This is a genomic window from Mycobacterium florentinum (genome assembly GCF_010730355.1).
Classification (GTDB): Bacteria; Actinomycetota; Actinomycetes; order Mycobacteriales; family Mycobacteriaceae; genus Mycobacterium; species Mycobacterium florentinum.
The window spans coordinates 3357195-3369944 of the sequence record NZ_AP022576.1 but is presented as its reverse complement, the minus strand read 5'-3'; the positions used below and the strand labels follow the sequence as shown (position 1 = coordinate 3369944).

The window sequence follows — 12750 nt, the reverse complement described above, 5'->3', positions numbered from 1 at the left end:
CGGGCCGGTCGATGCCGGGAAGTGTTGAGCGCTCGACGGTGTTGCATTCCTACGTCTGAGGAGGAACGACCATGGCCCACAAAGAAATCCTGGAACCCAACGCCGGGCACCCGATCACCATCGCCCCGACCAAGGGACGTGTTCAGGTTCGCGTCAACGGCGAACTCGTCGCCGACACCACCGCGGCGCTGGAATTGCGGGAAGCCACTATCCCTGGGGTGCAATACATTCCGCTGGACGACGTGGCCCAGGAACGGCTGACCCGTACCGAGACCGTCAGCTACTGCCCGTTCAAGGGCGACGCGAGCTACTACGCCGTGACCACCTCGGCTGGTGACACGGTCGAGGATGTGATCTGGACCTACGAGCAGCCGTACCCCGCGGTGGCCGAGATCGCCGGGCACGTCGCGTTCTACCCCAACAAGGCCGACATCAGCGTCACCGCCGAGTAAGTCACCCGCCCAGCAGTTTGGCGTGGGCGCGGGTATCGCTGTATTCGCGCATCGAGACGATCAGCCCGTCGTTGGTCTCGAAGATGCAGACGAATGGGGTGTCGTACTGCTCGCCGTTGGAGGTGGTGCCGGTGGCATGGGCCTCCACCACCACGGTGTCGCCCTCGTTGATGCAGCGCAGCAAATCGATGGTGAGTTCGACGGATTGTTTGCGCCGGTCGGTCGCTTGCCGTAGCGCTTCCCTGTCGTAGGACTCGCGGGTGAACAGGCTCCAGTAGCTGAAGTCGTCGCTGAGCAACTCGAAACCCTCGTCGAGGTCGCCGCCTTCGCTCAGACTCTGGAGAAACATCCAGGCCAGCTCGGCATTGGGAGCGTCGAACGGCGTCATCACATCGCAATAGTGTCTTGGCAGGTAGTGGACGGTCAATCAGAGTGGAAATCCGGAGTCGTTGGTGACGAGCACGCGCACGGTGACGTTCCCCGGAGCAGTCAGCTTCGGGCATACCCTCGCGCCGCTGCGCCGCGGGCCGCGGGACCCCTGCTTTCGCACCCCGGGCGACGGAACCATCTGGCGAACCAGCCTGCTGCCCAGCGGGCCGGTCACGGCACGCATCAGCCGCGTGGCCGCCGACGCGGCGCAGGGCGAGGCCTGGGGCAGCGGGGCCGAGGAATTTCTGGAGCGACTGCCCGCATTGCTGGGCGCCGACGACGACGCCTCGGACTTCGTCCCGACGCACCCGACGGTTGCCGCGGCGCAGGCGCGCGTCCCGCAGCTGCGCCTGGGCCGCACCGGACAGGTGCTGGAAGCCCTGATCCCGGCCATCATCGAGCAGCGGGTGCCCGGCGCCGACGCGTTCTCCTCATGGTGGGTGCTGGTGTCCAAGTACGGCACACCGGCGCCCGGACCGGCGCCGGCCGGCATGCGGGTGCCGCCGTCGGCCGACGTCTGGCGCACCATCCCGTCGTGGGAATTCCATCGCGCCAATGTCGATCCACGGCGAGCCCAGAGCGTGGTGATATGTGCGCGCCGGGCGGCCGCGCTGGAACGGCTGTCGGGACGGTCGGCGGCGCAGGTGCGCGAGGGGCTCACGTCGCTGCCGGGTGTCGGGGAGTGGACGGCCGCGGAGACCGCGCAACGGGCATTCGGCGATGCCGACGCCGTTTCGATCGGCGACTACCACATCCCGAAGATGATCGGCTGGACGCTGGTGGGCCATCCGGTCGACGACGAGGCGATGCTCGAACTGCTGGAGCCGATGCGACCGCACCGCCACCGGGTGGTCTGCGTGCTCTACGCCAGCGGACTGGCCTACGAGCCGCGCCGGGGCGCGCGACTGCCGACCCAGCAAATCCGCACGCTCTGACCAGCCGGTGTTTCGAGCCGGGTCATCGGGTACCCGTCGTGAATTGACGGATACGAGAGGCAGGGCAATCGATGACGCGGTTCACCATTCCGTGATTGACCGACAAGCAGGGTGCGCGGCTGGCCGAGCTGCTGCAGAAGCAACTGAGCACCTGCAACGACCTGCACCTGACGCTGAAGCATATTCACTGGAATGTGATGGGCCCCAACTTTATTGGCGTTCACGAGATGATCGATCCCCAGGTGGATGCGGTGCGCGCGTTCGCCGACGACGTCGCCGAACGCATTGCAGCCCTTGGTGCTTCGCTCGAGGGAACCCCGGGCGCCATCATTCGGGACCGCTCCTGGGACGACTATTCGGTCGGCCGGGACACCGTCCAGGCGCACCTGGCCGCGCTGGATCTCGTCTACAACGGCGTCATCGAGGACATTCGCCAAGCCATTGATGAGACAGACGAACTCGACCAGGTCACCCAGGACTTGCTGATCGGTCAGGCCGGGCAGTCGGAGAAGTTCCAGTGGTTTGTCCGCGCCCATCTCGAGAGCGCCGGCGGCACGTTGACCCACGAGGGCAAGAAGACCGAAAAGAGCGCGGCCGACACCGCGCGGCGTAAGAAGTCGTGAGCGGCTAGTCGGGCGCGGCTTCATGCGCGCGATGCGCGCGCTCGGCTTCGGCGGTCTCTCGATTGAGCCGCTGCGCCTCGTAAATGGTCACGTTGGTGCGTGACATCAGCAACGACGCGATCCCCACCGCGATGATCGCTCCGGGCACCACCGAGAACGAGCCGGTCATCTCCGCGACCAGGATCATGATGGCCAGCGGTGCGCGGGCGACGCTGCCGAAACACGCCATCATGCCGACCACGACGAAGACGCCCGGCCCGTCGGGTATGCCGGGCAACCCGGACAGCTCGCCGACGCGCCAGATGGCGGCGCCGAGGAAGGCACCGATCACGATGCCGGGGCCGAACAACCCGCCGGAGCCCCCGGTGCCGATCGACAGCGACGTAGCGACGATCTTGGCCAGCGGCAGGACGAGGATGATCCACAGCGGGATGCCCATCAGCGATCCGCGATCGGCCGCCAGCTGGGCCCAGCCGTAGCCGCTGCCCAGGATCTGCGGGATCAGCAGGCCCAGCAGCCCGACCAGCAGTCCGCCCACCACGGGCTTGAGCACTGGCCCGCCCGGCAGCCGGCGGGTGAGCCGGACCGCGGTGTGAAAGGTCCGGGCGTACAGGTAGCCGATCGCCGCCGCGACCAGACCGATCACCACGAACCACAGCAGCGGCCACGCCCTTTCGAAGCGGTACTCGGCGTCGATGTAGCCGAACAGCGGGTCGAAACCCAGGAACGCTCCGAGCACGGCGTACGCCGTTCCCGAGGTGATGAACCCGGGCAGCAGGCAGCGATAGTCGAAGTCGTCGCGGTAGGTGATCGATGCCGCCAGCACCGCTCCGCCCAGGGGTGCGGCGAAGATCGCGCCGATTCCCGCGCCGATGCCCAGCGCCACCGCGATCCGGCCGTCCTCGTCGGACAGGCCGAGGCGCCGAGTCAGCAGCGAGCAGAAGCCGGCCGAGATCTGTGCCGTCGGGCCCTCGCGGCCACCCGAACCGCCTGAGCCGATCGTCAGCGCGCTGGCGACCATCTTCACCAGCACCGCCCGGAATCGGATCGCGCGCGGATCGGTATGCACCGCCTCGATGGCCTCGTCGGTGCCGTGTCCGGTGGCTTCGGGCGCGAGCTTGGCCACCAGCAGGGCCGACAGCAGCGCCCCGCCGGTCGTCACCAGCGGAATCGCCCACGGACGGGTGAAGCCGGCCGACCCGTGGCTGCCGCCCTCGCCCACCGGCGTTGGGATGCGGTAGTCCGCGAGATACCCGAGCAGGAATTCGCCGGTGTACTTCAGGGCCAGATAGAACGCCACCGCGCCCAAGCCCGAGATCACGCCGATCGTGATGCCCAGCAGGAACCACTTGCGCAGGTAGTCGGAGTTTCTGATGGCCGCCCCGAATCGCCCGCCGGCGGCGGCATCCGGGGCGACAGCGGGCTGGGGGTCGTCCTCCGTCGGCTCCACCGAGCCATCCTATGACAGCGCGGAATAAGCGGACTCCGGTCCGGTTATACGAGTAGTTCTCAACGAAGGAGGTCGATATGCCTGCCATTACCGCAGACACATTGACGTTGCCCCGGGTCGGCGCGGCCACCCCACAGGAGACCGAACGCCCGGTCCGGTCAATCACCACCGGGCCGCATGGATACGAGGGCGAGGGATTCCCGGTGGTCCGGGCATTCGCCGGCGTCAGCGCCGCCGCCCTGGACCCGTTTGTGCACATGGACCAGATGGGCGCGGTGGACTACGAGCCGGGAGAGCCCAGGGGTACCGACTGGCACCCGCACCGCGGCTTCGAAACCGTCACCTACATGATCGACGGCAAATTCGCCCATCAGGATTCCCACGGCGGCGGCGGCCTGATCACCGACGGCGCGACGCAGTGGATGACGGCGGGTTCGGGCATCCTGCACATCGAGACCCCGCCCGTCGAGCTGGTCGAAAGCGGTGGCCTCTTCCACGGCATCCAGCTGTGGGTGAATCTGCCGAAGAAGGACAAGTTCGCCACGCCGAGGTACCAGGCCATCGAAGGCGGCGACGCCAGGCTGCTGGCCTCCGACGACGGTGGGGCATTGCTGCGCATCATCGCCGGCGAGATCGATGGTCACGGCGGCCCCGGGGTTACTCACACGCCAATCACGCTCGCGCACGCCACAATTCAAAACGGCGCACGGCTCAACATTCCGTGGCGACGCGATTTGAATGCGCTGGTTTATGTGTTGTCCGGCAGTGGCTCTGTCGGCCCGGTCGGTCATCCGATCAACGAGGGACAGTTGGCCGTGCTCGGGCCCGGCGATCGGATCACCGTTGTTGCCGACTCGGCCAAATCGTCATCGAGCCCAGGAATTGACGTACTTCTCCTCGGCGGACAACCGATTCGTGAACCGGTTTTCCACTACGGGCCTTTTGTGATGAACTCGCGCGCGGAATTGGTGCAGGCGCTGGAGGACTACCAAGCGGGAAAGTTCGGCAACATTCCGCCAAATGCTCTAGCGCCTACCCGAACGGGTGGCACACTCTAACGGTGCCGTCAACGGCGAGGCGCCGGCCGGGCCGTCCACCCGCGGCAAAGGCTGATGAGACGCGCAAGAGAATCTTGCGCGCCGCCCGCTTGGTGTTCAGCGAACGTGGCTACGAGGGAGCCACGTTCCAGGCCATCGCGGTGTGCGCTGACCTCACCCGGCCGGCCATCAACCACTACTTCTCCAGCAAGCGAGTGCTGTATCGGGAAGTGCTGAGCCAAACCTCCGAACTCCTATTCGGCGCCGGTATCGCCCGGGCTGATTGCGAGACCACCCTGATGGCGAGGCTGACCGGGTTCATCTCGGCGGCGGTGGCGACGAATTCCGAGCATCCGGCGGCGTCGGCGTTTCTGATCAGCTCGATTCTGGAATCCCAGCGACATCCCGAATTGAGTCAATCTGAAAACGACGCGGTGCGAATTTGCCGTGACTTTTTGACACGTGTCATCAACGATGCGATTGAGCAAGGGGAGTTCGCCGTTTCCATCGATGCGAATGCGTTGATCGAGACGCTTCTGGTGGTGCTGTGCGGCGCCGGGTTCTATGCCGGCTATGTCCAGAGCTACCAGGAGATGGAGGCCGTCACCGGCATGCTGGGCCAATTGCTGGAGGGCGCGCTGTTCAAGGCGTGAGCCTGAGGCGCAGTGAGATCGCGCACAAAGCGTATAGGCTAACTAACTTTTTCGGGTAACATGGGCCCGAAATGACTGATCTCGACGACTCCGCCTCGTTGCAGCCCCCGTTACCACCCTCGCGACGAACCGCGGGGGATTCGTGGGCCATCACCGAGCTCGTAGGCGCCACCGCTTTGGGCGTCGCGGCCGCGCGCGCCGCGGAGACGGCCGGATCCAACCCGCTGATTCGTGACGATTTCGCCCGGAAGCTGGTGTCGTCCGCGGGCCCGGCATGGGCCCGGCTGACCGACCCCGAACTGGCCTGGCTGGACGGCGACGAGCAGGGACAGCGCGGGCATCGCCTCGGCATCGACTACCAGGCCGTCCGCACGCACTTCTTCGACGAGTACTTCGCCGGCGCCACCGCCGACGGGATCCGGCAGGTGGTGATTCTGGCCGCCGGTCTGGACTCGCGCGCCTACCGGCTGGAGTGGCCGGCCGAGACCGCGGTCTACGAGGTCGACCAGCCCCGGGTGCTCGAATACAAGGGCAAGGTCCTGGAATCGCACGTCCCCACCGCCAGCCGGCGCACGGTCGCGGTGGATCTGCGCGACGATTGGCCGGCGGCGCTGACGGCGGCCGGATTCGACCGCACCCAACCGACAGCATGGCTGGCCGAGGGCCTGCTGCCGTATCTGCCCAGCGACGCCCAGGACCGGCTTTTCGAGATGTTCACCGCGCTCAGCGTCCCCGGCAGCCAGGTCGCCATCGAGGTGTTCGGCATGAACGCGAGCAGCAACACCAACCGCTGGCAGCGGATGCGGGACCGGCTCGGCCTGGACGTCAACGTCCAGGCGCTGACCTTCCACGAGCCCGACCGCACCGATGCCGCCGAGTGGCTGGCCAACCACGGCTGGCACGTGAGCGTTGTGAACAACCGCGAGGAGATGGCCCGCCTGGGCCGTGCGGTTCCCGAAGACCTGGCCGACGATGCCGTGCGCAGCACCCTGCTGCGGGCGCGTTTCGCCGGACCATCGCACTGACCCAACAACAGACGGACAGCACACATGAGCTCACTGCGCACACACGACGACACCTGGGACATCAAGACGAGCGTCGGCAGCACGGCGGTCATGGTTGCCGCCGCCCGCGCCATCGAAAGCGAGCAGCCCGACGCGCTTATCCACGACCCGTACGCCCGGTTGCTGGTGAACAACGCCGGAGCCGAGATCATCTGGGAGGCCATGCTGGACCCGGAAGTCGTGGCCAAGATCGAGGCCATCGACGAAGAGTCGGCCGCTCGTATCCACCACATGCGCGCCTACCAGGCGGTGCGGACGCATTTCTTCGACGCCTACTTCGCCGACGCCGTCGCCGCCGGGATCCGCCAGATCGTGATCCTCGCGTCGGGCCTGGACTCGCGGGCCTACCGGCTGGACTGGCCGGCCGGCACCACCGTCTACGAAATCGACCAGCCCCAGGTGCTGGAGTACAAATCCGCCACGCTGGCCGAAAGCGGCGCCTCCCCGTCCGCCGATCGTCGCGAGGTGGCGATCGACCTGCGTGAAGACTGGCCGGCCGCGCTGCGTGCCGCCGGCTTCGACCCGGCTCAGCGCACCGCCTGGCTGGCCGAGGGATTGCTGATGTACCTGCCCGCCGAGGCGCAGGACAAGTTGTTCACCCAGATCGGCGAGCTGAGCCCGGCGGGCAGCCGCGTCTCGGCCGAAACCGCACCCACGCACTCCGACGAGCGGCGTGCGCAGATGCGGGAACGGTTCAAGAAGGTGGCCGACGAGATCGGCATCGAGCAGACCGTCGACGTCGGAGAACTGATGTATCGCGACGACAACCGGGCCGACGTCGCGGAGTGGCTCAACCAGCACGGCTGGCGCGCCACGTCGCAGAACTCGCTCGACGAGATGGACCGCGTGGGCCGCCGGGTCGCCAGCGTCGAGCTGGACGACGACAAGGACGCCTTCTCCGACTTCGTGATCGGGGAGCGCTTGTAATGCCCCGCAGCGCGGACGACTCCTGGGACATCGCTACCAGCGTCGGTGCGACCGCGGTGATGGTCGCGCTGGCCCGTGCCGCCGAGACCGCCAGCGCGGACCCGCTGATCCGCGACCAGTTCGCCGAGCCGCTGGTCTCGATGCCCGCACTCGAGGGCGTTCGCGAGCAGGTGTCGGCGTGGTGGGCCGGCGCCGAGGACGACGACCCGGACGGCGCGGTTCGCGCCCAGGAGATGATCAATTACCAGGCGGTGCGCACGCACTTCTTCGATGCGTACTTCGCCGACGCGGCCGCCGCCGGCATCCGCCAAGCGGTGATTGTGGCCGCCGGATTGGATTCGCGCGCGTACCGGTTGGACTGGCCCGACGGCACCACCGTCTACGAAATCGACCTGCCCAAGGTCCTCGAGTACAAGGCGGAGACGCTCGACGGCCACGGCTCGACGCCCATCGCCGAGCGGCGGCCGGTCCCGGTCGACCTGCGCCACGATTGGCCGAAGGCGTTACGCGAAGCCGGCTACGACCCGAGCCGGCCGACGGCCTGGCTGGCCGAGGGGCTGTTGCCGTTTCTGCCGGCGGCCGCGCAGGAAGCGCTGTTCGCCTCGATCGACGCGTTGAGCGGATCCCGCAGCCGGGTGGCCGTCGAGAACTTCGGAGTCGACGTGGACAAGCGCCGGGAAGCCGAACAAAGGTGGGCCGAGCTGAAGGCCAAGCGCGAAGCGCGGGGCCAGGACACCTCGTTCAACCCGTTCGACCTCTGGTTCGAAGACGAGGGCCGACCCGACTGCGGTGAGTGGTTCGCCGCCCACGGCTGGGCCGTTCGCACGGTCAACGCCCGCGAGGAGGCCACCCGCTTGGGTCGCGAGCCGCAGAACGAAGACCGGCCTTTCGCGAACACCTTTGTGACCGCAACCAAAAGCTGACCTTTCCGTAGCGGATCCGGAAGTCGGCCCGCGGTTGCGGTTACCGCGATTTCGCCAGCTCGTCGGGGACAATGTTCAGTCATTATGGGCAGCGGCGGATTCGGTCAATCGCGGCGCTGGACGCTGAGGAAGGGCCGGTTCGTCGCCGCGGTCGCTTCGGCGTCCGTCATGGCACTCACCGGTATGGGGTGGACGGGCTATCACACGGCCCTGGGCAAAATCATCATCTCCCACGCGCTCCCCAACGCATCGACGTCGCTGAGCGGGGATCAGAACATCCTGCTGATGGGTCTGGACAGCCGACTGGACCAGAACGGCCGGCCGCTACCACAGGATGTTTACGACGCGCTGCACGCCGGCGACGAGAGCTCCGGCGGCTACAACGCGAATGTGCTGATCATCGTTCACATATCGGAGGGCGACGGGCCGCTCACCGCGGTGTCGATTCCCCGCGACGACTATGCGGAGTTGCCGGGCTGTCCGGGGTCGGTCTGCGTGGGCAAGATCAAGCAGGCCTACGGGCTGGCCTACCAGCAGTCGTTGAATGCGCAGGCCTCCGGCAACTCGGACGGGGCGGGCGCGAACAATTTGGCCGCGCGCGAGCAGACCGCGCGCGAAGCCGGCCGCAAGGCCGAAATCAGCGCCGTCAACGACTTTCTCGGCATCTCGGTCGATCACTTCGTCGAGGTGACGCTCGGCGCGTTCTTCCAGATCGCCAAGGCCGTCGAGCCGATCACGGTGTGCCTCAACGGCGATACGCGTGACAGCTATTCGGGTGCGGACTTCCATCAAGGCGTTCAGCGCATCGATGCCGCCGACGCGATGGCCTTCGTGCGGCAGCGACGCGACGAAGACGACGGTTCGTTCACCGATTTCGACCGGACCCGGCGACAGCAGGCCTTCCTGGTCTCGCTGGTCGATGCGGCACGCAACGGCGGCGCGCTGTCGAGCCTGAGCGGGCTGCGGAAATTACTCCAGGTCGCCCAGGACAACGTCGCCGTCGACTCCGGGCTGAATCTGATGGACCTGGCCGCGCGGGCGTCGAAACTCAGCGGCCGGCCACTGTCGCTCTACACCTTGCCCATCTCCGGCTTCGGCAAGGATCCGAATGGATCCGACATCAACCTCGTCGACCTGCCGACCATCCGGCGCATCGTGCACGAGCGCTTCTACTCCGACGCGCCGGCCGCGCTCGATGCCGCATCACCGACCACGCCGCCAGCGCAGCCGGTGATTCTCGACGTTGTGAACGCCACCGCGCGCGACGGCCTGGCCGGCGCGATCGAGGACGCCTTCGCCGCCCGCGGCTACACCCGGGGCAGCGCCACGACCGCCGCGACCCCGGCCGACGACAGCCTCATCGAATACGGCCAGGGAGCCGACCAAGGCGCTCAGGCGTTGGCCGACCAGCTGCACGTCCCGGCGACCGCCAACAGCGCCGTAGCACCCGGAACCGTCCGGCTCACGGTGGGAAAGCAGTTTCCCGCGGCCGACTACCTTGGCCATCCGGGCGTCGCCGTCGAGACCCAGCAGTCCGGGCAGGTGAACACCGTGGCCGCCACGGGCAGCGGCGATCGCGCTCCCGCGCCGACCGACCTCAGCCAGATGACGGCAACAAGCGTTCCCTGCGTCAAGTAACCGGCCAACAGCACTGTCGCAATCTGCGGCGCCTTTACTTCCCAACCGACCAGATGGTTAGGATCGCGGTTATCGCCCGGATGTGTCTGCGGCCACAGTCGTGGGCAGCTCCGGGAAGGTGCGAGAGGGGAAGACAGCGATGACTACCGAATCGGTTGCACCCAAGACGTCCGAGTCCACCAACGGGGCTTCGTCGGCGTCGCAGGCGGCACGACCCGCCGATATCCCCGCGACGGTGGCCCGGCTGCGCCAGACTTTCGCCACCGGGCGTACCCGTGACGTGGAGTGGCGCAAGCGTCAGCTGCTGGCGCTGGCGCGATTGATGGAAGAGAACGAGACGGCGATCAACGCCGCGCTCGCCGAAGACCTGGACCGCCACCCGTTCGAGGCGTTCATCGGCGACGTCGCCGGCACCGTCGGCGAAGCGAAGTACGCCGCCAAGAAGGTGCGCAAGTGGACGCGACGCAAGTACGCGCGCCTCGAGGCGGCACAGCTTCCCGGCCGCGGCTGGATCCAGTACGAGCCCTACGGCACCGTGCTGATCATCGGCGCCTGGAATTACCCGTTCTACCTGACCCTGGGGCCGGCGGTCGGTGCGATCGCCGCCGGAAATGCCGTAGTGCTCAAGCCCTCGGAGATCGCGGCCGCTTCGTCGCACGTGATGGCCGAGCTGGTCCCGCGCTACCTCGACAACGACGCGATCGCGGTGGTCGAAGGCGACGGCGCGGTGAGCCAGGAGCTGATCGCGCAGGGCTTGGACCGGGTGATGTTCACCGGTGGAACCGAGATCGGCCGCAAGGTCTACGAGGGCGCTGCGCCGTACCTGACCCCGTGCACGCTCGAACTCGGCGGCAAGAGCCCGGTGATCGTAGCGGCCGACGCCGATGTGGATGTGGCGGCCAAGCGGATCGCCTGGATCAAAGTCCTCAACGGTGGGCAGACCTGTGTCGCGCCCGACTACGTGTTGGCCGACGCGACGATCCGCGACGAACTCGTCAGCAAGATCGGCGCCGCCATCACTAAGTTCCGCTCGGAGGGCCCGACCGGCATGCGGGTGGCCAATCAGCGCCAGTTCGACCGGCTCAGCGGTTACCTCAAGGCCTCCGGCGGCAAGACCACCGTCGGCGGTGGCTGCGACTCGTCGACCCTGCGCATCGAACCGACCGTCGTCGTCGATCCCGACGTGGACGGCCCGCTGATGACCAACGAGATCTTCGGACCGCTGCTGCCGGTGATCACCGTCGGATCCCTGGACGAGGCAATACGTTTCGTCAATGCGCGGCCCAAGCCGTTGTCGGCCTACCTGTTCACCAAGTCGCGCGAGGTGCGGGAGAAGGTGATCCAGGAAGTTCCGGCCGGCGGCATCGTGGTCAACCACATGGCGTTCCAGGTGTCGACGGCCAAGCTGCCGTTCGGCGGGGTCGGCGCCTCGGGAATGGGTGCCTACCACGGCAAGTGGGGCTTCGAGGAGTTCAGCCATCGCAAGTCGGTGCTGACCAAACCGACTCGCCCCGACCTCTCCAGCTTCACCTACCCGCCGTACACGGACCGGGCCCTGAAGATGGCTCGCAAGCTGTTTTGACACACTAGCTCGGGGTCGCCCGCGACCGTTGGTCAATTGCAGAGAGGAACCTGATGCCCGGAGTGCAGGATCGCGTCATCGTCGTCACCGGAGCCGGCGGAGGACTGGGGCGCGAGTACGCGCTCACCCTCGCCAAGGAGGGCGCCAGCGTCATCGTCAATGACCTCGGCGGAGCCCGCGACGGCACCGGCGCCGGCCACAACATGGCCGACGAGGTCGTCAAGGAGATCAAGGACGCCGGTGGCCGGGCGGCCGCCAACTACGACAGCGTCGCCGAGCCTGAGGGCGCCGAGAACATCATCAAGACCGCGCTCGACGAGTTCGGTGCGATCCACGGTGTGGTGAGCAACGCCGGAATCCTGCGCGACGGCACCTTCCACAAGATGTCGTTCGAGAACTGGGACTCCGTTCTCAAGGTGCACCTCTACGGCGGCTACAACGTCATCCGCGCCGCGTGGCCGCACTTCCGTGAGCAGAGCTACGGCCGGGTGGTCGTCGCCACCTCGACCAGTGGTCTGTTCGGCAACTTCGGCCAGACCAACTACGGCGCCGCCAAGCTCGGCCTGGTCGGCCTGATCAACAGCCTGGCGCTGGAGGGGGCGAAGTACAACATCCACGCCAACGCCGTCGCACCGATCGCGGCCACCCGCATGACCGAGGACATCCTGCCCAAGGAAGTGCTCGAGAAGCTCACCCCGGAGTACGTCGCGCCGGTGGTGTCCTACCTGTGCACCGAGGAAAACCCCAACAGCGCTTCGGTTTTCGTGGTCGGTGGTGGCAAGGTGCAGCGCGTCGCGCTATTCCAGAACGACGGCATCACCTTCGACAAGCCGCCGACGGTCGACGACGTCGCCGCGCAGTGGGATCAGATCACCGATCTGTCCGCCGCCAAGCAGGCCAACTTCAAGCTGGGCTGACTACAACGCCGGTAGCCTGCTGCCCTTCGGCGAGGCGTTCCAACAGGATTCGCCTTACAGTTGACCCCGAGCTGCACAGCAACTGGACCTCCCGACGTCCTGCCCGGCGCATCACGCCGG

At 67.1% G+C, this 12750-nt stretch carries 13 protein-coding genes; 11 read left to right on the top strand and 2 right to left on the bottom strand.

Annotation, left to right across the window (positions count from 1 at the left end; translation table 11 throughout):
- Nucleotides 1-71 precede the first annotated feature (71 nt).
- Nucleotides 72-452: a DUF427 domain-containing protein gene (locus G6N55_RS15970; protein ID WP_085222380.1), complete on the top strand. Its 381-nt coding sequence runs from the start codon at nt 72-74 to the stop codon at nt 450-452.
- A 1-nt stretch (nt 453) separates the two neighbouring features.
- On the opposite strand, the gene G6N55_RS15965 is transcribed toward G6N55_RS15970, so the two are convergent.
- Nucleotides 454-843 (bottom strand): nuclear transport factor 2 family protein, encoded by a 390-nt coding sequence (locus G6N55_RS15965; protein WP_085222381.1) that lies wholly within the window; start codon nt 841-843, stop codon nt 454-456.
- Between the two features lie 58 nt (nt 844-901).
- On the opposite strand from G6N55_RS15965, the gene G6N55_RS15960 reads away from it, so the two are divergent.
- Together G6N55_RS15960 and G6N55_RS15955 are read left to right on the top strand one after the other, a co-directional pair.
- Complete coding sequence (locus G6N55_RS15960; protein ID WP_179968074.1) at nt 902-1816, top strand: DNA-3-methyladenine glycosylase family protein; 915 nt, start codon at nt 902-904, stop codon at nt 1814-1816.
- Between the two features lie 95 nt (nt 1817-1911).
- Entirely contained in the window at nt 1912-2439 is a 528-nt protein-coding gene (locus tag G6N55_RS15955) for a Dps family protein (protein ID WP_232078761.1), read from the top strand.
- Nucleotides 2440-2443: 4 nt separating this feature from the next.
- Here the strand turns inward: G6N55_RS15955 and G6N55_RS15950 are convergent, their stop codons facing one another.
- The gene (locus tag G6N55_RS15950) at nt 2444-3889 is read right to left on the bottom strand and encodes a chloride channel protein (RefSeq protein WP_085222383.1); all 1446 of its coding nucleotides are present in this window, start codon (nt 3887-3889) and stop codon (nt 2444-2446) included.
- A gap of 77 nt (nt 3890-3966) precedes the next feature.
- Between G6N55_RS15950 and G6N55_RS15945 the strand changes: the two genes are divergently transcribed.
- The 8 genes from G6N55_RS15945 to G6N55_RS15910 all read left to right on the top strand — a co-directional run bounded on the left by G6N55_RS15945 (nt 3967) and on the right by G6N55_RS15910 (nt 12630).
- Nucleotides 3967-4947, top strand: coding sequence for a pirin family protein (locus G6N55_RS15945; RefSeq protein WP_085222384.1), 981 nt, complete (start codon nt 3967-3969; stop codon nt 4945-4947).
- Nucleotides 4948-4949: 2 nt separating this feature from the next.
- Nucleotides 4950-5579 (top strand): TetR/AcrR family transcriptional regulator, encoded by a 630-nt coding sequence (locus G6N55_RS15940; protein WP_085222385.1) that lies wholly within the window; start codon nt 4950-4952, stop codon nt 5577-5579.
- A 71-nt stretch (nt 5580-5650) separates the two neighbouring features.
- On the top strand, nt 5651-6604 hold the full coding sequence (locus tag G6N55_RS15935) for a class I SAM-dependent methyltransferase (RefSeq protein WP_085222386.1): 954 nt from the start codon (nt 5651-5653) through the stop codon (nt 6602-6604).
- A gap of 24 nt (nt 6605-6628) precedes the next feature.
- A complete protein-coding gene (locus G6N55_RS15930; RefSeq protein ID WP_085222387.1) occupies nt 6629-7570 on the top strand; it encodes a class I SAM-dependent methyltransferase in 942 nt (313 codons plus the stop codon).
- Nucleotides 7570-8493 carry an SAM-dependent methyltransferase gene (locus tag G6N55_RS15925; RefSeq protein ID WP_085222388.1) on the top strand — a complete coding sequence of 308 codons (924 nt, stop codon included), beginning with the start codon at nt 7570-7572 and terminating at the stop codon, nt 8491-8493. The genes G6N55_RS15930 and G6N55_RS15925 overlap by 1 nt, the downstream gene beginning before the upstream one ends.
- Before the next feature lie 84 nt (nt 8494-8577).
- Nucleotides 8578-10131 carry an LCP family protein gene (locus G6N55_RS15920; RefSeq protein WP_085222389.1) on the top strand — a complete coding sequence of 518 codons (1554 nt, stop codon included), beginning with the start codon at nt 8578-8580 and terminating at the stop codon, nt 10129-10131.
- A 139-nt stretch (nt 10132-10270) separates the two neighbouring features.
- The gene (locus tag G6N55_RS15915; protein WP_085222983.1) at nt 10271-11713 is read left to right on the top strand and encodes an aldehyde dehydrogenase family protein; all 1443 of its coding nucleotides are present in this window, start codon (nt 10271-10273) and stop codon (nt 11711-11713) included.
- Nucleotides 11714-11766: 53 nt separating this feature from the next.
- Nucleotides 11767-12630 (top strand): SDR family oxidoreductase, encoded by an 864-nt coding sequence (locus tag G6N55_RS15910; protein ID WP_085222390.1) that lies wholly within the window; start codon nt 11767-11769, stop codon nt 12628-12630.
- Nucleotides 12631-12750: the final 120 nt, after the last annotated feature.

Bases quoted from the DNA above. Each gene is read 5' to 3' on its own strand.
- G6N55_RS15935 (WP_085222386.1), top strand. From the start codon at position 5,651: ATGACTGATCTCGACGACTCCGCCTCGTTGCAGCCCCCGTTACCACCC.
- G6N55_RS15945 (WP_085222384.1), top strand. From the start codon at position 3,967: ATGCCTGCCATTACCGCAGACACATTGACGTTGCCCCGGGTCGGCGCG.
- G6N55_RS15970 (WP_085222380.1), top strand. From the start codon at position 72: ATGGCCCACAAAGAAATCCTGGAACCCAACGCCGGGCACCCGATCACC.
- G6N55_RS15915 (WP_085222983.1), top strand. From the start codon at position 10,271: ATGACTACCGAATCGGTTGCACCCAAGACGTCCGAGTCCACCAACGGG.
- G6N55_RS15930 (WP_085222387.1), top strand. From the start codon at position 6,629: ATGAGCTCACTGCGCACACACGACGACACCTGGGACATCAAGACGAGC.
- G6N55_RS15920 (WP_085222389.1), top strand. From the start codon at position 8,578: ATGGGCAGCGGCGGATTCGGTCAATCGCGGCGCTGGACGCTGAGGAAG.
- G6N55_RS15925 (WP_085222388.1), top strand. From the start codon at position 7,570: ATGCCCCGCAGCGCGGACGACTCCTGGGACATCGCTACCAGCGTCGGT.
- G6N55_RS15910 (WP_085222390.1), top strand. From the start codon at position 11,767: ATGCCCGGAGTGCAGGATCGCGTCATCGTCGTCACCGGAGCCGGCGGA.